This window comes from Vibrio sp. D417a (genome assembly GCF_030248595.1).
GTDB lineage: Bacteria > Pseudomonadota > Gammaproteobacteria > Enterobacterales > Vibrionaceae > Vibrio > Vibrio alginolyticus.
This window is the reverse complement of record NZ_JAHGAM010000008.1, coordinates 219959-239221: the sequence shown is the minus strand read 5'-3', so window position 1 is coordinate 239221 and position 19263 is coordinate 219959. Positions and strand designations below refer to the sequence as shown.

Annotated in this window: 18 protein-coding genes and 1 riboswitch; of the genes, 9 read left to right on the top strand and 9 right to left on the bottom strand. The window is 42.9% G+C overall.

Going from position 1 to position 19263, the window contains the following annotated elements; all coding sequences use genetic code 11:
* Positions 1-24: 24 nt before the first annotated feature.
* Positions 25-966 (bottom strand): homoserine O-succinyltransferase, encoded by a 942-nt coding sequence (metA, locus tag KI742_RS10000; RefSeq protein ID WP_005377792.1) that lies wholly within the window; start codon positions 964-966, stop codon positions 25-27.
* 340 nt (positions 967-1306) lie between these two features.
* Between metA and KI742_RS09995 the strand changes: the two genes are divergently transcribed.
* The 3 genes from KI742_RS09995 (at position 1307) to KI742_RS09985 (ending at position 3523) form a co-directional block, all read left to right on the top strand.
* Positions 1307-1693, top strand: coding sequence for a DUF6559 family protein (locus KI742_RS09995; protein ID WP_005377791.1), 387 nt, complete (start codon positions 1307-1309; stop codon positions 1691-1693).
* Positions 1694-1816: 123 nt separating this feature from the next.
* Entirely contained in the window at positions 1817-2152 is a 336-nt protein-coding gene (locus tag KI742_RS09990; protein ID WP_069593657.1) for a multidrug efflux SMR transporter, read from the top strand.
* 420 nt (positions 2153-2572) lie between these two features.
* Positions 2573-3523 carry an LpxL/LpxP family Kdo(2)-lipid IV(A) lauroyl/palmitoleoyl acyltransferase gene (locus KI742_RS09985; RefSeq protein ID WP_258496407.1) on the top strand — a complete coding sequence of 317 codons (951 nt, stop codon included), beginning with the start codon at positions 2573-2575 and terminating at the stop codon, positions 3521-3523.
* 70 nt (positions 3524-3593) lie between these two features.
* Here KI742_RS09985 and KI742_RS09980 read toward each other — a convergent pair whose 3' ends face one another.
* Positions 3594-5066, bottom strand: a complete 1473-nt coding sequence (locus KI742_RS09980) for a carboxypeptidase M32 (RefSeq protein ID WP_285385902.1) — start codon at positions 5064-5066, stop codon at positions 3594-3596.
* A 216-nt stretch (positions 5067-5282) separates the two neighbouring features.
* Between KI742_RS09980 and KI742_RS09975 the strand changes: the two genes are divergently transcribed.
* Both KI742_RS09975 and KI742_RS09970 read left to right on the top strand, forming a co-directional pair.
* On the top strand, positions 5283-5918 hold the full coding sequence (locus KI742_RS09975; RefSeq protein WP_017820932.1) for a LysE family translocator: 636 nt from the start codon (positions 5283-5285) through the stop codon (positions 5916-5918).
* Complete coding sequence (locus KI742_RS09970) at positions 5918-6484, top strand: hypothetical protein (RefSeq protein ID WP_005385713.1); 567 nt, start codon at positions 5918-5920, stop codon at positions 6482-6484. The genes KI742_RS09975 and KI742_RS09970 overlap by 1 nt, the downstream gene beginning before the upstream one ends.
* 117 nt (positions 6485-6601) lie before the next feature.
* Here KI742_RS09970 and KI742_RS09965 read toward each other — a convergent pair whose 3' ends face one another.
* Complete coding sequence (locus tag KI742_RS09965) at positions 6602-7978, bottom strand: sodium:alanine symporter family protein (protein WP_005377785.1); 1377 nt, start codon at positions 7976-7978, stop codon at positions 6602-6604.
* Positions 7979-8100: 122 nt separating this feature from the next.
* A riboswitch (glycine riboswitch) is annotated at positions 8101-8200 on the bottom strand.
* A gap of 527 nt (positions 8201-8727) precedes the next feature.
* Between KI742_RS09965 and KI742_RS09960 the strand changes: the two genes are divergently transcribed.
* Together KI742_RS09960 and KI742_RS09955 are read left to right on the top strand one after the other, a co-directional pair.
* Positions 8728-8886, top strand: coding sequence for a hypothetical protein (locus tag KI742_RS09960; protein WP_005377784.1), 159 nt, complete (start codon positions 8728-8730; stop codon positions 8884-8886).
* A gap of 31 nt (positions 8887-8917) precedes the next feature.
* On the top strand, positions 8918-9652 hold the full coding sequence (locus KI742_RS09955) for a chromosome partitioning protein ParA (RefSeq protein ID WP_025998562.1): 735 nt from the start codon (positions 8918-8920) through the stop codon (positions 9650-9652).
* An 89-nt stretch (positions 9653-9741) separates the two neighbouring features.
* Here the strand turns inward: KI742_RS09955 and KI742_RS09950 are convergent, their stop codons facing one another.
* The 6 genes from KI742_RS09950 to proV all read right to left on the bottom strand — a co-directional run bounded on the left by KI742_RS09950 (position 9742) and on the right by proV (position 16158).
* Complete coding sequence (locus tag KI742_RS09950; RefSeq protein ID WP_005377782.1) at positions 9742-10125, bottom strand: hypothetical protein; 384 nt, start codon at positions 10123-10125, stop codon at positions 9742-9744.
* A gap of 99 nt (positions 10126-10224) precedes the next feature.
* A complete protein-coding gene (locus KI742_RS09945) occupies positions 10225-10590 on the bottom strand; it encodes a VOC family protein (RefSeq protein WP_005377781.1) in 366 nt (121 codons plus the stop codon).
* 146 nt (positions 10591-10736) lie between these two features.
* Positions 10737-12686 (bottom strand): LTA synthase family protein, encoded by a 1950-nt coding sequence (locus tag KI742_RS09940; protein ID WP_213905930.1) that lies wholly within the window; start codon positions 12684-12686, stop codon positions 10737-10739.
* Between the two features lie 194 nt (positions 12687-12880).
* Positions 12881-13888 (bottom strand): glycine betaine/L-proline ABC transporter substrate-binding protein ProX, encoded by a 1008-nt coding sequence (gene proX, locus KI742_RS09935; protein WP_054865582.1) that lies wholly within the window; start codon positions 13886-13888, stop codon positions 12881-12883.
* On the bottom strand, positions 13881-14966 hold the full coding sequence (proW, locus tag KI742_RS09930; RefSeq protein ID WP_005377778.1) for a glycine betaine/L-proline ABC transporter permease ProW: 1086 nt from the start codon (positions 14964-14966) through the stop codon (positions 13881-13883). The genes proX and proW overlap by 8 nt, the downstream gene beginning before the upstream one ends.
* Positions 14967-14970: 4 nt before the next feature.
* On the bottom strand, positions 14971-16158 hold the full coding sequence (gene proV, locus KI742_RS09925) for a glycine betaine/L-proline ABC transporter ATP-binding protein ProV (protein WP_005377777.1): 1188 nt from the start codon (positions 16156-16158) through the stop codon (positions 14971-14973).
* A gap of 438 nt (positions 16159-16596) precedes the next feature.
* On the opposite strand from proV, the gene KI742_RS09920 reads away from it, so the two are divergent.
* Together KI742_RS09920 and KI742_RS09915 are read left to right on the top strand one after the other, a co-directional pair.
* Entirely contained in the window at positions 16597-18477 is a 1881-nt protein-coding gene (locus tag KI742_RS09920; RefSeq protein ID WP_222712222.1) for a DUF294 nucleotidyltransferase-like domain-containing protein, read from the top strand.
* The gene (locus KI742_RS09915; RefSeq protein ID WP_137281941.1) at positions 18474-19223 is read left to right on the top strand and encodes a 3'-5' exonuclease; all 750 of its coding nucleotides are present in this window, start codon (positions 18474-18476) and stop codon (positions 19221-19223) included. Before KI742_RS09920 ends, KI742_RS09915 begins: the two co-directional genes overlap by 4 nt.
* Positions 19224-19263: the final 40 nt, after the last annotated feature.

Below are 19263 nucleotides of genomic sequence, written 5' to 3'. Positions count from 1 at the left end.
GTGCTTTGTTTGCTTATTTTGAAGCTAATCGTCTTTAGTGAAAGCATCTTCACTGAAGTGATCGAGATCGTACGGTGTTTGCTGATAAACACAGTAGTTCAGCCAGTTTAAAAAGAGGAGGTGTCCATGGCTTCTCCAGCTTGCAATTGGTGGGTTATCTGGGTTGTTGTTTGGGTAATAGTTGACAGGAATAGCGGGCTCCATACCTTCGCTTAAATCTCGGATATATTCATTATGTAAAGTGTGAGAATCATACTCAGGGTGTCCTGTGACAAAGACATTTCGTTTGTCTTTTGTGGTGGCCAAGTACACACCTGCGACATCCGATGTCGCTAAAATGTCTAAGTCAGTATGCTCTTCTAGAAAGTGAGGCGAAAAATCTGCGTAACGCGAGTGAGGAGCCAAAAACGTGTCATCAAATCCGCGTAAGATAGGGTGAAACTGATGATGGATTTGATGATGATAAACACCTGAAAGTTTTTCTTTACGCGTTTTTTTAGGTAGATCGTAGAGTAGCTTTAACCCTGCTTGCGCAGCCCAGCAAACATAAAGAGTAGATGTCACATGATCTTTTGCCCACTCCATGATGGTTTTGAGATGATCCCAATAAATGACATCTTCAAATTGCACCAAACCTAATGGAGCTCCAGTAATGATCATGCCATCGAAGTTTTTATCTCTCACCATTTCAAATTGGCGATAAAACGTGTCTAAATGTTCAGTTGGCGTATTTTTACTCGGGCGGTTATCAATGCGCAGTAATTCGACGTTAACCTGTAGTGGGCTGTTTGAGAGTAGACGCAGAAACTGAGTTTCAGTCTCTATTTTTTTTGGCATCAGATTAAGGATCAGCACTCTTAAAGGACGTATTTCCTGACTCGCTGCACGCGTTTCACTCATCACGAAGATGTTTTCTGTCCTTAATACATCGGTAGCTGGTAATTGATCTGGAATTCTAATTGGCACGACTTTCTCTCCCTAAGTATAGTCAATCTAGACGTCTATACTTCTAAAGCTAACTTAATTAAGTTTAGATGTCGATACGAAATCCGACTTTTCAATCTACTCTTTACATTATGGTAAACCGTACTCGGGGTTGTCACACAATTGTGACTAAAGCAGAGTTTCTGATGAGATAGGTTTGAAACGCAGTGTGTACTATTTGCTGGTAATTATGCGATCACGTTAATATGTGAAGGTGACTTCGTAGTAAGGAAGTCTCAAATTAATGAGCCATACTAAAAACAATCAGCTCACCATTTTGCATTAATGTGCATATTTGGAAACATCGTCAGTGGAGGACATTATGTTCGGTATTTTCAAGAGAAAGACAAAGATTCAGAGCATAGCTCAAGAAGTTCCTTGCGTGCTACTGCATTCGTTTGGTGATAAAGACATTTATACGCCGGAAGAGATTGATCAAGCTCTTCAAAAGCTGGGTTATGATAAGAGCAAGGATATCAGTCATTATCAGTATGCGTATGGAATGTTTGCCGATGAAGCCTCTTACGAGCTCCTAGAACTAACGGATGAGCTAGGTAATTATGGTCATTTCCAACGTGAAGTAGGTAAGATGCTACTCAATACACCTGAGCCGATTGATATGCATATCTACTTTGAAATTTCTCGTCAGCACCAAAACGTCAGCCTTTCACCTGGTCATCAAAAAGTAAGCGAAAGTGATGGTGTGTAAACATCGTTAGTGGTATTCCATCGTGAGATGAGTTGGGTATAATGCGCGGCCTAATTATCCGGACATGTTGTCGGTTACATTTCTGTTGAGCGTTAATGCCTTATGTTCAAAATGCTTGTCTCTATGCCACCAATGTTGGCGCTGTCGATAGCGATTGTATGTGAAGTGATTGCCACTTCTTATATTCCCAAAACAGAGCAATTTACGAAAGTAATGCCGAGCACAGTCGTTTTGATTGGTTACGGCATCGCTTTCTTCTTGCTTTCCGTCACAGTGCAAACAATGCCTGTCGGGGTTGTTTATGCCATATGGAGTGGTGCTGGGATCGTTTTGGTTGCGACGGTTGGTTACTTTGTTTACGGACAGCGTCTAGACTTACCAGCCCTAGTTGGTATTGGGTTTATCATCGCTGGTGTGTTGATCGTAAATTTATTATCCAAAACAGTAGGGCACGAATAACGCCACTCTACTTGTTAAGTGAATAAGAAGCCGCAGCGAGAAATTGCTGCGGCTTTTTAGTACAAATTCAATCGCTAATGGCGAGTATTGATATGACGTCTTATTGTTGTATTCATCACGGTCGCATTATGTGATTGAAAAACAGGCATTATTTAGCGCATTGAAAATACAAAGTTATGTTTCTTCAAACTTTAGGAGAGGGCAGTAGATAAATCACTCCGATAGATGTTAACGTGGCGACTCATCTTTACTGCTTTTTCATTCCCTACATATTTCTGCAAAGTTCTTATTGTGTAGTGTGTCGAAGAACCATAGAATCCGCGCGCTTTAATTTATGTTATTAGCGTTATCAATGATAAAAGTGCAGTCCATTATCATTGTTTTTATCACTTATAGATGGGCACATCTGACAATACTTACATGAACAAATACAAAAAGCCTGCATTCAAGGCCGAATTTCTTTTGCCTCGTTACTGGGGAACGTTAATTATCATTAGCGTGATGTACTTACTTAGCCTCCTTCCTTTTAAAGTTCAACTAGCTTTGGGACGCAACATTGGTCGTTTAGCTATGCGATTCATGAGAAAACGTCAAGTTACGATCAGACGCAATCTTGAGCTTTGCTTCCCTCATATGGAAGAATGCCAACGCGAAGCAATTCTAAAAGACAACATCGACAATACTGGCATCGCACTTTTTGAGACCGCAATGGCATGGTTTTGGTCAGATAAACGGGTAAACAAACACGTCACGATAAAAGGCATGGAGCATCTAGAGGCTTTAGAGAAGTCAGGCAAAGGTGCATTAATGTTGGCCGTACACTCAATGAATCTAGAGTTAGGTGCTCGAGCTTTTGGCATTAAAAAGTCTGGAACCGGTGTTTATCGCCCAAACAATAATCCGTGCTTTGATTATTTTCAGTATAAGGGACGCTCTCGCTCTAATCGTACACTGATTGATCGTAAAAACGTCAAAGCCATGCTTGAAGCACTTAAAACGGGTGAGCGGGTTTGGTATGCACCGGACCACGATTATGGTAACCGACGCTCGACATTTGCACCGTTATTTGCCGTTAAAAATGCTTGTACTACGACAGGCACAAGTTTGTTGGTTGATTCTACAGATTGCGCCATTGTGCCTTTTACGATGGTAAGAGGAAAAGACGGACACTATACCCTAACCATTAGTGCGCCCGTCGAAGGTTTCCCGAAAGAGGATCATCAACGCGCCGCCGCATTCGTGAATCAAATAGTTGAAACATCAATCATGGCAAGTCCGAGCCAGTATATGTGGCTTCATCGTCGGTTTAAAACTAGACCAGAGGGTGAGGACTGTTTGTACAAGCCTAGGCTCATCCCTAGCTTGGCATAGCACATAGAGAGTCTAAAAAAAGCCCAAGGAACGTACGAACCTTGGGCTTTTACTTTCTATTCTTTTCGCTTTATAAGTAGCGATCTTTTAGGTGAGCTTGAAAGTGTTTAGCATTCAGTGTTTCACCCGTGGCTTGTTTTAGCAACTCATCAGTGGTGAATAAGCTACCTTTACTCCAGATGTTTTCCGAGAGCCAATTGAATATCGGAGCTAAGTCGCCAGAACGAATAACCGCATCTACATCGATGGTTTGTTTCATTGCTGCCATAAATTGTGCAGCGTACATCGCACCGAGCGTGTAGGACGGGAAATAGCCAAAACTTCCGTCTGTCCAATGGATATCTTGCATACAGCCATTTTTGAAGTTTCCTTCGGTTGATAGCCCCAAGTACGCTTTCATCTTTTCGTTCCAGAGTTCTGGTACATCTGTATGTTTGATGACGCCGTTCATGAGATCTCGCTCAATTTCATATCGAAGAATAACGTGAGCAGGATATGTTAGTTCGTCAGCATCTACGCGAATAAAGCCTTTTTCTACGCGAGTGTAAATTTTGGCTAAATTGTCTTTTTCGAATTCACTACCAGAAAAATGGTTAGAAGTCAGTCGAGCGAGGTGATCGATAAACGCGCTGCTTCGTCCTATTTGCATTTCAAAGAAGAGTGATTGTGATTCATGAATACCCATAGAGCGAGCTTCTCCCGCGGGTGTTCCTGATAAATCTTTTGGTAGCCCTTGCTCGTATCGAGCATGGCCAGTTTCGTGGACAATTCCCATCAATGATTGGACAAACTCGTTTTCATTATAACGTGTCGTAATACGCACATCTGTCGGTACACCGCCACAAAATGGGTGGGTACTCTCATCAAGTCGACCGTGTTCAAAATCGAATTGAAGTAGCTTCATGACTTCCAAACCGAGCGCTTTTTGCTTTTCCGCAGGGTAGTGTGCAGTTGGCAATAAGATGTTGTCTGATTGTTGTTTTTCAAGCGCTTCATCGATCAAAGTAGGAAGCCAGGTTTTCACGTCAGCAAAAAGAATGTCTAACGACGCAGACGTTGTGCCAGGTTCATAAACATCGAGCATGGCATCATAAGGAGTCGTGCCATTTGCTTCGGCTCTAATTTGCGCTTCTTCCTGCGATAGCTTTACTACTTCAGCCCAGTTCTTTTCAAAACCAGCCCAGTCATTTTCTCCACGTTGCGTACGCCATGCATGTTCACATTTGGAGCCAGCAAGAGATTGAGCTTGAACTAATGATTCTGGTAGTAAGTTAGCTTGCTGCCACCCACGCTTCATTTCTCTTAGGATAGATTTTTCTTTTGTAGACAGCGTCTCTTCTTCTGCCTGAGCGAAAAGCTCTCCCAAGTGCGGTTGAGTCATTAAAGAATGGATATGTACATCGAGCTCTGCCGTGGCATTCGATCGTGCTTCAGCGCCACCAGGTGGCATGACCGCTGCTTGATCCCAATCTATGATGGCAGATAGATGCTCAAAATTTGCCACTTTTTTGGAATGTTCAACGAGTTTTGTAAATGCGTTCATGTGACTACTCTTATTCTTTTGTTCTTTCCCTAAACACCCGATAACGGGTCCTTCATATGGTGTTGCACTAAGCAACCTACGTTAATTTATTAATAATTAACTCCAACCCATTGTCCATAAACTCACCCAGTTGTATAGCTCTCTTAAAAAAGAAGCTTGCGAATCTTGTGGATTGGCGGTATTGATGAAGGATTGACAATTAATTATCACGATAATATGGATATTTTGAATTTCGAGGCATTTATTATTGCCATTACGATTTTAACGTTAACGCCAGGTTTAGATACTGCACTTGTTATCCGTAACACTAGCCGCTCGGGCCTAAAAGATGGATGTACAACCAGTCTAGGGATTTGCTTTGGCTTATTCGTACATGCTTTTTTTTCTGCGGTTGGTATCTCGGCGATTCTTGCGCAATCAGCAGAGTTGTTCCAAATCGTAAAAATGATTGGCGCGGCTTATCTTATCTGGCTTGGTTTGAGCAGTTTAAAAGCGCTAATGTCGTCGAAAGATGGATTGACCGTGACCGAGCAGATTCACGAAGTGTTTAATGGTAAGCGCTCTTTTAGAGAGGGCTTTCTTTCTAACGTCTTGAACCCGAAAACGGCGGTCTTCTATTTGGCTTTCTTGCCACAGTTTGTGAATCCAGAAGGTTCACCCTTGCTTCAATCAATGATGATGGCATCTGTACACTTTGCTATTGCGATGGTTTGGCAGTGTGGTTTAGCTGGCGCGCTTAACTCGGCTAAAAATCTACTAAAGAATGCGAGCTTTATGAAGTGGATGGAAGGCGCGACGGGCGCAGTATTAGTCGCACTTGGTGTGAAGTTATTAATTGAAAAACCCGTTTAATGCGTAATATTTATCGATTGTTGATACTACTCGCTGTATTTATTGTGGGGATAGGTGCCGCTGTAGCTTGGCATACGTGGCCACAAGTACAGTTTGCGCAACGCGGCATGATCTGGTCTTGGCACTGGGGCTACTTCGAGCCTTTTGCTAATGGAATACAACAAACGCGAACTCAAGACACTAAACAGTTATTGCTCAGGCGTGTGTATTTGCATGACGCTATTGTCGTTTTTGTTTCGACAACTATGGACAATAAATTTGAGGTCGACGTTGTAAAAGAGCAAACCTGTGAACCTAAAACGACGACTTGGGCTTCGGTCTCTGTCAATCATCAACGTGTCAGGCATGTACCTATGGTGTGCGATGCGTTTGGGCAAGGCTACTTTTATCGCTACATCGGGAAACATCTGGAATCGATTGAGGTTGGTGTCGGCGACTCGTTTGTAACAGAAGCATTTTTAGACTGGCCGCTATCAGAGTTGAAAGCGGATCAATTCAAGCAAAAAAATGCGAAGTTTTTTGAAGAACGTGGAGAAAACGTTGAGCATCAATGGTTGAGAGATTAACCATTTAACCGAAGATAAATAAAGCCCGCTAAATAATAGCGGGCTTTGTGTTTTACCATTTCTAATGTGTTTTGCTCTCTGTGACTGACAGTTTGTGACCGCAAACCTGCCGTTTCACTAAGCTTTCACTGCTTCAACTTCACCTGATTGCGATGTTGAGCTAAAGAACAGTTTGGTTTCTGCCAGTACGACGTGACGCAGTGCGATCAAACCAATTAAGTTAGGAATTGCCATCAGACCGTTTACGATATCAGCCAGTAGCCAAATCATATCGAGGTGAAGGAATGCACCAGATGCCACCAAGCCGACGAAAATCAGTTTGTATGGAAGCACAGCTTTAGTTCCGAACAGGAACACAACGCAACGCTCACCGTAGTAGTTCCAACCAAGAATGGTGGTAAAAGCGAAGAACATCAAACCGATTGAGACGAGCATAGGGCCAAATGTATCTGCATTTAAACCCACCGCAAAAGCATGAGTCGTCATCGCGGCACCTGCAAGGTCACTTTGCCATGCACCGGTCAGGATTAGAGCAAGGCCTGTCATGGTACAAATAATGATGGTATCGAAAAAGGTACCCGTCATTGAAATTAGGCCTTGCTTAACACAAGAGTCTGTCTTCGCTGCTGCTGCTGCCATAGGCGCGCTACCCAAACCAGATTCATTTGAGAACACACCGCGAGCGATACCTGATTGGATTGCCAACATGATGCTTGCACCTAGAAAACCACCAGTCGCTGCTGTTGATGTAAAGGCTGAAACCAGCACTAATTCAACGGCATTGAACAATTGGTCTGCATTCATGATGATCACGCTTAAACACGCCAACACATAAAATACAGCCATGGTAGGAACCACTTTTCCTGCAACGTTAGCAATGGATTTGATGCCACCCAAAGTTACGAAAGCAACCAAAAGAGTTAGTACAAAGGCAGATAGCTCACGGTTAACACCAAGAGATATCTCACTTGCATCCAGAATCGCGTTTACTTGTGGAAACGTACCGATACCAAAACAAGCAACACCTAAAGCAAACACTGCAAACATGATCGCGAGAGCTTTTGAGCCAACACCGTATTGCAAGTAATACATTGGGCCACCAATCATTTGGCCTTTATCATCGACTCTTCGGTACTTAACCGCCAACAAACATTCGGCGTATTTAGTCGCCATTCCGAAAAGGGCAGCGAGCCACATCCAGAATAGAGCGCCTGGTCCACCGAGTTTGATTGCTGTGGCAACACCAACAATGTTACCAGTACCAATTGTTGCTGAGAGTGCAGTACAAAGAGCTGCAAAGCTAGAAACGTCACCTTGAGTATTAGATGACTTATCTTTACTGAATACCATCGCTAGCGCTGTTGGGAGGTGTTTAAACTGGATCAAGCCAAGGCTAAAAGTGAAGTAAACCCCTGTACCTACTAGCAAAATAAGCAGCGGTGGACCCCAGACAAAATTATCGATGGTTTGTAATAAAGATTGTAGGTTGTTCATGATTTCCCCTTAATAAAACAACTAATAAGGAGAAGAGGGAAAGGACGAGATCAACGATCTCTAAAAGAACTAAGCTATTGGTTGTAGGCGGGAAGGCCAAGCAAAATAGTTAGGTTGTAACTTTCCACTCCTCTGTCCTTTTGCCTGAGAGTTTCACCTTGCGTGAGTGCAAGACTTGCTCCTTCGGCGACCGATTTAACGGTTCTCTCCAGAGGTTCCTCCAACTACAGTCCCCGCTACCTAGGTAGCACCTGAAATAGTTAATTCTTCGGCGAGTTATGCTAATCAAATGTTAAAATTTGATTAATAACCACTCTCCTGCAGTCTTCATCGGAACAATTACTCAATTAAATGAGTAAAGGTTAGTTAATGATGCTGGTCATCATTAACGTGTGAACTCTATCATGTTTTTGGTCTATTTCAACACCCTATGTCAATTTATTTTTAATGAAATAACCTCATCAATTTTCATGAAGGTATGTTTGCCAATCTTTTTGTGCGAGTCACGGCATAAATAAAATTTATTGGGTTAGGGAATGGAACCCCAAAACACTTCAGAACGATAAATGTGTTTCGATTGTTACGACATAAGTTATTCAATTAAGGACACAAAATTGATTAAAATCGGAGCACTTATTTTAAAATCTACGCTAAGTTGACCTTATGGTACGTATAAATGGGTTACAATGAACCTTTGTGAAACAGTCTACGGACCTAGGCAGTTTTTCATGAGTGGACAAGGAGGCGGTATGACCAGATTATTAGCCATTGCGGTGTTGATTGCAGTAGCATTTGTGCTGTTTCGTTATCGAACCAATGAAAAAGTCCAAAAAGCGACCGTTATAACATTAATTGGCGCATTTCTGATTTATACAGCATCAATTATGTTTGCGGAATTGATCCGCTAGCAAAGTAAAAGAGTCCTTGGAGTAGTATACGGTGAGTTCTCAGAACAAAATGGAAGAGCAAGACGACGTAGTTGTCATTGAAGAGCGTGACAAACGTACGCATATCTATATCGCAATCGCTGCGGTGTTAGGCTTGGCATTTGGTGGCCTTGTTGGATCGGTTGTCACTGCGAACAAGTGGGAATCGACTTACCACGTATTAGAAGAAAAGTATCAAGCACTAACGCAAGATAAAACCCAGTTGGCATCTCAAGTAAAAGTGCGTGAAGAGGCGATCGACCAAGAAATACAAAACCAAGTTAGTGAGTTACTCGCCGCGAAAGATGAAGCTCATCAGAAAGCACTTAAGAAGTTGCAAAAGCAGTTGACTGAGGTCGAGAAGGTCAACTTGTCACTAGAGTCTCAATTGAAGCAGCAGGCAGATAAGATCAACACGACGAAGTCAGAAAATGAGAAGTTGAGTCGTCAAGCGGATATGCAAGCGACTATGTTTGAGCGGTCCCGCGAAGTATTCCAGAAAGAGCTAAAAATTTCGCAAGAATTAGAGTCTCTCGAGAAAGAACGGTCGAAATTATTACCTAAGATTGAGAAACTCAAGAAAGAGTGTGACGTATTTTTAGAAGGCAAATCTTGGGACGTGAAGTCGGACGCGTGTGATAAACATGATGAAGCTAATTCACGACTAAGTCAGGTCGATCAAATGATTGAAGTCTATAAAATGGACCTCAAACAAATCAAAGCAATAACGGAAGATATCGGCCTTTAAGTCTTTTGTATCCGGTTTTGAAAAGCAAAAGGAGCTCTTTAAGAGCTCCTTTTTCGTTGTTAGCTATGACTTTTAGCCTGTCGCGTATATTAGATTCGTGAGGCGTCATAGCCTGAGGCGAGCAGGAGCTCTCGTTCGTGTTTAATCAGCTGAGCTCGATCTTCAATTAGTTCATTGAGTGCTTGAGATGGCTTACCTGCTAATGCTTTGAACGAAGCAAAAGATTCCGCGGTGTCGATTTTATCAATCATCTGACTGATGACATTACGAGCCTCACACGGGTTACTCGTCGTTGTAAAGTATTCTACTTGCTTTGCTGCCGATTTCATCTCAGTTAATAGCTCAAGCGGGCTACTTTCTTTGGCTACTGCCATGTAGTTATCCAGCACGCGCTTTGCATAAAGCAGTTCTTTGAGGGGGATATCTCTTCCGCTCTCGATTAGGGATTCGCTAAGGATCATACTTGAGCTCATGGGCATTCCTTCTTATTACTACGCCGCTTTTGATGTTTCCTTGAGTCTAATTTATTGAAGTCACATTGGGAATGGGTAAAAAGCATTTTTAACGCATTTTTATTCATTTATGAAAACACGAATGCGATGCTTATCTGGATCGATAGCCATAAAATTTAACCCATACACTGATGTCGCTGGTGGTTGAACAAACTCAACACCTAGGTCTTTCCAGCGCTTGTAAATGCGCTCTAGCATATGACTATTGGGCACCGATAAAGACAACTCGGTGCCACCACCTCTAATTCCGCTGTAGGGTGAAAGATTATCTCTTTGCTTGAGTGTCAACGTTAAGCCTTCGGTCAGTGGAATAGCGGCGAAGGTTGGAGACAACTGCGTGACTTTGCGTTCGAACAGTTTCGAATAAAAAACTTGGCTTATGTGGATGTCCTCAACGTAGAGAACGAATGAATTGATAGTCAGCATGGTTTGTTCCTTAATCAATTAGAAATAGTAGGGGCAATCTAACGGAAAGGAACGACAGGAGTTGTCAGTAGAACATTCTCGAAGGTAAGTGACAGAATAAGAAAAAGGAGCCGTTTAGCTCCTTTTTATCAGCGGAATCATTGGTATTAATGAGTGTGTTTGGAAGAATACCAGTTGTTTTGATACGCTTTAGATGCAAATAATGCGTTTGCTTTTGCACGCTCGATAATAGACTCGTCCACCTCTAGCGGCTTCATGGTTTGGTCTTTAAAGTCGTACGCCAGGGTCGATATCTTTTCACCAGGGGAAAGCACAACGAGATTGTCGCGCGTTAAATAACCAAAGTTTTTGTCGTACTGCATCATTGCGCGTTCATCTTCGCGAGCCAGTGGCTTCGTTAAATCACGACCAATCATCGGTGTTTTAGCATCTACCCCAATCAGAGATAACAGTGTAGGCGGCATGTCTATGTTGTTTGCTATGCGGTCATCTTTACGTGGTTGAATGCCTTTACCAAGGATCAATGCTGGAATGTGAAAGTGCTTAACTGGAACAAGGTTAGCGCCAGAAACACGTGCATCATGATCTGCAATTACAATGAAAATGGTATCATCCCAATAAGATGACTTTTTCGCCTTTTCAAAGAAAGTGCCCAAAGCGTAATCGGAATATTTAACGGCGTTGTTACGCGTCATATATTCTGAATCGTATGGCTCAATTTTGCCTTTTGGATACTCATAAGGGCTATGATTACTTGACGTAAAAACTAAGCTAAAAAAAGGTTTGTCGCTTTTTGAAAGGCGTTCAAACTCTTCGTTTGCTTTGTTATATAGATCTTCATCACTAACACCCCAAGAGCCAACAAAGCTTGGGTTGTTATAATCGTCTTCTTCTACTATTTGATCAAAACCGTTACCAAAGAAGAAAGTTTTCATGTTGTCAAAGTTGGCTTCACCGCCGTAAATAAATTGCGTGTGATAGCCTTGAGCTTTCAGTAAGTCCGCGATGGTAAAGAAACCCGTTTGGCTTTTACTCAGCTTCACTACCGCGCGAGACGGAGATGGAGGAAAGCCCGTGGTTACGGCTTCAATTCCACGAACAGAACGAGTACCAGTGGCGTACATTTGTGTGAACTGCCAACCTTCCTTCATGAGTTCATCAAGGTTTGGTGTTAGAGGCAAACCACCCAAAGCACCGACAAATTGGGCGCCTAAGCTTTCTTGTAGCAAAATCACTAAGTTTTTATGTTTACCCTGGTAAGTCGCGGGGTTACTGTTCATGGTTGGGAGTAATGAAGGGGTGAAGTCGGACTTTGTTGATGAAGTGCGAACTAATTCCAACATCTTTTGAGTGTCCATTTTTCCGTAGAACTGCTCAGCATTCTTTTCTGACTTCATGCTATTAACCGCAAACAACAATGAGTAAGATGAGTTCAGTGCTAAGTCGTTAAGCAGTGGATCGTTAGAAAAGGCGACCATAGCAGGATTTAGCGGGCGGTGCCCTAAAGATGAGCGAGCACCTGCAACCCCAAAAAGAACAACGAAAAGTGCCAATAGTGGTCGCCATTTCCAGTTGACCTGCTGCGCCTTATCGGTCAGTTTCTTACTCCACTTCCAACCTAAAGTGATGGTTAAAACTGTACCTAACGCACCAATAAACAGTTCTAATTTGTAGCCAGTCCAGAGCATACTCAAGACTTCTTTTGGGTAGATTAAGTATTCCACAAACAGGCGGTTTGGACGTAGGTCGTATTCCTGAATGAATGGCGCTGTTGCTAGCTCCATGTATACAAGCACCCAAAGCCCTAAAACCATCCATATGCGTAATATTCGCTTCCAACACTCTCCCATCTTACCGGTTAATGGCATGAAGGTTGAAAACAGTGCTGGAAGAATAAATAACCAGCAAAGCGTTGCAATATCTACGCGCAAACCTTGACCTAGGATGTAAATTAAGTCGTTTAGAGAGTCAATACGGTCAATCTGCCAAAAAGCTAGCAAAACTCTTGAGATAGACAGAAATAGAAGCGAAAACAAAGAAAAGGCAGCAATTGGCTGCAAAGGCCCCCACACAGAGCTCTTTGATAAGTTTTTCATATTTATTCGAATAGTTTAATTGTTATGTTGTGTTGTTTTTAGCAAAGCAAGCGTGAAATAAACGTGAATTATAATGTGGGTTTATGGTCGAGTAGTGTAAGTGTTGGTATGTCTATGTAAGGGGGAGGGGCGTTTGTGTAAAAAAAGAGCCAGTTGATAACACCAACTGGCTCTAGAGGTTGATAAAGGCATGATTACATTGCGGCTTTCTTCGCTTCTTCGACCCATGCGTCGAACTTTTTCTGGTTCGCTTTGATCCAACCATTTACATGAGACTCGATGTCCGCTGAGCTGTTCTTACCTTGGCTCATCATCATATTCTGAGCACTAACATCATTGATATTTAGTTTGATGATTTCAAATAGCTTCGCAGCAGCAGGGTTTTTTTCCGTAAACTCTTTATTGGCAACGATGCGCATAGAGTTCATCTCGAAGCCGTAGTTCTTACCGTTCTCTAGTGTCGTATCAATGTCCTTACGCTCACCAGGAAGTGAAGAGAATGGCACTTCTAACCACACAACATCTTTCCCTGGAACTAAAACGCCACTTACCCAGTACGGTGTCCAAGTGTAGTAAAGAATCGGATCGCCTTTTTTGTAACGTGAGATCGTATCAGCGATAATCGCCGCGTAGTTACCTTGGTTGTGTGTTACTGTGTCACGAAGTTTGAAAGCATCCAACTGATGCTCAACAACCATTTCACACCCCCAACCTGGGTTACAACCAGTTAAGTCCGCTTTGCCATCGCCGTTTGCATCGAATAGCTTCGCCAATTTTGGATCTTTTAACTGACCAATGTTAGTGATGTTATATTTTTCCGCGGTTTTCTTATCGATCAAATAACCTTGCGCAGCACCACTTACGTATTGGCCTTTACGGAAGAACTTATCATCACCGCCCGACATCGTGTACTTATCGGCGTGAAGAGGGAACCAACCAACCGCTAAGAAAGTAGCATCACCTTTAGCAATAGAGGTGTAGCCTACGTTGTAGTCCACTTCTTTGGTCGGTTTAACATCGTAACCAAGCTCTTCAAGTGCGCGGTTTACGATCAACGTTTGAAATGTTTCTTCTGCAACGGTTGATTGAACAGGCTGAACAGTGACACCTTCACCCGGTAGTTCACTTGCCACACCATAAGTTGAAAATGCGATAGTACTTAGAGCTCCAACAGAGAGCGCTTTCTTCCATGAATTATTCATTGATGTTTCTCCTAAGTTTTAGATCGTCTTGGTTCGTCTTTGTTTTCAGTTTTAATAGGTATGAAACAGGACCTGTGTGATACCAGCGAAGTTTAGTGTTGCCCGCATTAACCCCTAACACCTGGGTGATACGGTCTAACAAAATCGCAAGAATAACGATGCCTAAGCCACCAACGGCAGCAAGACCCATATCAAGTCGGCCAATACCACGAAGTACCATTTGGCCTAAGCCGCCAACAGCAATCATTGAAGCAATCACTACCATAGAAAGTGACAGCATTAAGGTTTGGTTTACACCTGCCATGATGGTTGGTAACGCCAACGGTAACTGGATGCGATAAAGCATCTGTTTTTTGTTTGCCCCGAAAGAGTGGCCAGCTTCGATAAGCTCTTCAGGTACTTGCTGAATACCCAAAATAGTCAGGCGCACAACGGGAGGCAGGGCGAAAATGATCGTTACTACTACGCCAGGAACGTTACCAATACCAAACAACATAACAATTGGCACAAGGTAAACGAACGCGGGAGTCGTTTGCATTGCATCTAATATTGGCCTAACAAATTTGGCAGCGGTTTGGCTCCTTGCCAACCATATCCCCATTGGTAGCCCTATAAGCAAACAGAAGAAAACGGCGGTTAACACCAGTGCTAGCGTTGTCATCGCTTGTGACCACGCACCAATTAGGCCGATGAAAACAAGGGATACAAGAGTAGAAAAACCAAGTTTTACATTGGAAAACTGCCACGCTAGCAAAAATAAAATGAGTACCATTATAGGCGCAGGTGTAGACACCAAAGCAGTTTCAAACGACGTTAGAATAAAGTCGATTGGAACTCGTATTGCTTGGAAAACAGGTCGACCATGTTCCACCAGCCAGTTCAAACCGGATTCTACCCAGCTATCGAGAGGTAAAACCGCATCTTGGAATGGGTTCATAATATCGAATGGCGCTTGCTCTACAGTTTCTGAGTTGAGCCAATCATTACTTGGCGCGGCCTCTGTACCTTGCGACCAAGGATCATCTTGCGCAGGAGCAGTATTTGACCAGGGATCATTGTTAGTTTGCTCTGAAGACATCGTGTTAATCCTTATCTAGTGTTTGTAGAAGACGTGATTTAGTCACGACACCAAAGTAAGTTCCTTTCTCATCTACGACAGGCACGGCATAAGGAACACCAGCAACCAGACCCAAAATGTCATTAATTGACTGATCAGGCTGAAGAGTAACTTCATCCGGTAATTGAGCACTGGCTAACGAACGGTTTTCTTTATGAGCCAAACGTAGTGAATCAAGAGATACGATGCCGGAATATCGGCTAGATTTATCGACGACAATGCCGTAATCACGGTCGTGATCCATCAGAATCTGCATCGCAGAGCCTGGACCGTCATTTTCCGATTTCTTAAAAACAGCCGCTGGCTTCTTGCGCGCGATATCTTTTGCTGTCAAGACACTTGCGATGTTTACGCCGCGGAAAAACGCTTCGACATAATCATTTGCTGGACTGTGTAATATTTCATCAGGTGTACCAACCTGAACAACCTCACCGTTTTGCATGATGGCGATACGGTCGCCAATGCGCATTGCTTCATCCAAATCATGAGAAATGAAGACAATTGTGCGTTTGTCATCGTTCTGTAGACGAATAAGCTCATCTTGCATCTCAGAACGGATCAATGGGTCTAAAGCGGAAAACGCCTCATCCATTAATAGGATGTCTGGATCACAAGCTAACGCTCTCGCTAAACCAACGCGCTGTTTCATACCTCCGGATAATTCGTCAGGGAAAGATTCTGCATAAGGGTCTAAACCCACTCTTTCTAAGGCGGAAAGGGCACTTTTCTGACGCTCATTAACGTCGATGCCGGCAAGTTCTAAACCAAAGGCGGCATTTTCAATCACCGTCATGTGTGGCATGAGTGCGAAACTTTGAAACACCATTGAGATATTGTTACGACGAACTTCTCGAAGTTCATTTTCGGAGATGTGGGCGATATCTCTTCCTTTGAGATAAACACTACCTTTAGTCGGCTCAATGAGCCGGTTAAGAAGTCGAACAAGGGTGGATTTCCCGGAGCCAGAAAGGCCCATGATTACGAAAATTTCCCCTTCATTTATGGTGAGAGATACATCGTTTACGCCGACTGTTAAACCTGTCTGTTCAAAAATACCGTCTTTATCGACGCCTTTGTCGATAAGCGAGAAGGCTCTCTCTGGGTCTTCTCCAAACACTTTATACAGTCCCTTAACTTCCAGTATGGGATCCATGTTATCTGTCCTTTTTCGTGTGTTTATAACTGTTTAACGATTTGTACTCTAATTAATTTTAGTTCAACTTTCAACGAAAGGGGGTTGGTTAACTAGTTCTGCCGTGCATAGAGAATTCGTTGAGCAAGGTATGTTCAATTCTTGTTTTTTATATTTAAAACAATTGCTTGTGATGTGTTTTTATCCACCATAACGTTGCCCTGACGTAGGGTTGAATTTATTTTGAATTTTTTTGTACATTTCAACTCAACTCGCTTGCATAGATATAAGCTGTGATAGCTTAGAACTCTACATGTAAAAAGGTTAGAGCTCTAATTTTTGGTTAAGGCTTGGTCCTGTGAAATCGGTTAGGTACTGTTATCCTTAGATTTATTTATTGCTTGATTTCACTCAGGGTGATATTTATCGCTGTAGTTTAGGCAACGTATGGAATAAAAAATGGAAGCCGAACAGTTAGAAGTGCTCAATTTCATTAGCCAGTACCCACCTTTTGATGACCTACCTGAAGAGCAGCTTAGAAAAATTGCTCTCAATACCGAGGTTGCATACTTTCGGCAAGGAACAAAAATCCTTAACTTCGGAGATACGATCCGCGACTTGTATATGGTGAGAAGTGGGGCGGTAGAGATTTATCGACGTAAAGGTGAACTCTATAACAGGATTGATGCTGGTGGACTGTTTGGTCAGATGGGGTTGTTGATGAACAACCGCGTACGGATGCCAGCCAAAGCGATAGAAGACACTCTCGTTTACTGTATTCCGGAAAACATCTTCAATGAACTTTGTGATGAGTTTGAAAACTTTGCGGACTACATGGAACTGGAAGATAGCGCGCGTTTGCGAAGCGCAATATCTAGCCGCTCCGAAAGCAATGACTTTACCACCGCTAAGGCACGTAAAATCTTAGCAAGAGAGCCAGTAACTCTGGAGGCAACGGCTTCAATTCAGGAAGCTGCGATACTAATGGCAGAGGAAAATGTCACCTCTCTGCTCATTATTCGCCCGACAGAGGAGCTCACAGAAGAAGATGACGAACAGCTGCTTGGAATTTTGACTGATCGCGATCTTTGCATTCGCGTACTAGCTCAAGGTATTGATACCAATATTCCAGTGAGTGAGGTCATGAGTTATGACGTGGTTTCATTGGATTATAACGCCTATGTGTTTGAGGCCATGTTAACCATGTTGCGTTACAACGTGCATCATTTACCAATTTTAAAAGATAAAAAGCCGATAGGAATTATTGGCATGACGGACATCGTTCGTTACGAATCTCAGAACAGCCTATTGCTAGTGAGCTCTATTTTTCAGCAAACCAGTGTCGAGGATCTCAAGCAGGTTTCTGAACAAGTAAAAGACTGTTTCGTAAGAATGGTCAATGAAGATGCCAACGCGCACATGATTGGTCGAGCCATGTCGGTTATAGGCAGTAGTTTCAAACAACGCCTCGCTGAATTAGCTGAGCAAGAGTTCGGCCCAGCGCCCATTCCTTATTGTTTAGTCGCAATGGGTTCAATGGCGAGGGATGAGCAGCTAATTGTAACGGATCAAGATAACGCGCTTATTCTCGACAACAGTTATGACGTTGAGATTCACGGAGAGTACTTTGAAAAGTTTGCTAAATTTGTTTGTGATGGTTTAGCGGCATGCGGCTATGCTTATTGTACTGGAGACATTATGGCTACCAACCCAGAATGGCGAAAAACTCGTGCAGAATGGGAAGAATGCTTTGGAAACTGGATAGACAATCCAACCCCTGAGAGGTTGTTAAATAGTAATATCTTTTTTGATCTCCTCGGTGTGCATGGGCGAGTGAAATGGGCGGAGCAATTAAGCAGCTTTATTGTGAGACGAGCGAAAAGAAATAACCGCTTTCTTGCTTGTATGGCGTACAACGCAATACGTAGGACGCCTCCACTGGGCTTTTTCAAAGACTTTGTGATGGAGAAAGATGGTCGTCATCGCAACTCGATTAACTTGAAGCGAAGGGGGACGGCTCCGTTGGCCGATTTAATACGGGTGCATTCTTTGGCAATCGGTTCGCGATCGCAAAACTCTTTCGACCGTTTAGATGACATTAATGATGCTGGCATTTTACCGAAAGGTCGAGGTTTGGATTTAAGGGATGCGATGGAGCTAATCTACATGGTTCGAATTCGTCACCAAGCCCTTGATATAGAAAATGGAGAAGAGCCAGACAACAATATTGAGCCGGAGAACATGTCTGAATTTGAACGTCGAAACTTAAAAGCAGCATTTCAAATTCTAAGTAACGCACAGAACTTCATTAAGTTTCGATACCAGAGAAGTAGCAAATGATGTGGTTCTCAAAAAAGGCAGAAAAAGAACATCCGTTGTTGGATACATCCCAGACGCCAGAGTGGTCAATGTTGTTCAAACAACTCGCTAAAGAAGCGAAAGACCAGAGGCTCAAACGCTATTATTCGACACCGATGGTTAATGGGGAAACACCAATTGAACAAGTGCCATTTGTCTCGGTAGACTTTGAGACAACAGGATTGAACTCGGAAGAGGATGTCATTCTCACGATCGGACTTGTGCCGTTTACTATTGATCGTGTTCAATGTAATGGCTCTGCTCATTGGGTCGTTAACCCAAACAGAGAGTTAAACCACGAGTCTGTCATTATTCACGGTATCACTGACTCTGAGGTTAAAAACGCGCCGCAGCTGTCTCAGATCTTGGGTGAAATATTGGATGCGTTGTCAGGCAAAGTGGTACTTGTTCACTACAAGAACATTGAAAGGCAGTTCTTTAATAACGCCTTGCTAAATAGCATCGGAGAGGGGATACAGTTTCCTGTTGTTGATACGTTAGATATTGAGTATGCGATACAACGCCGTGAATGCAGAGGTTTTATCAATAAGTTGAAAGGCAAGAAACCCGGTTCTGTACGATTAGGGCACGCTCGTGAAAGATATGGCCTCCCTGCTTATCAACCTCACCATGCCCTGACGGATGCGTTAGCAACTGCGGAGCTGTTTCAAGCACAACTGCAGTATCACTTTAATCGAAACATGCCAATATCTTCGGTTTGGCAATAGGCGTTATTTATGGTGAAAACAATAAAATGCAATGAGAGAT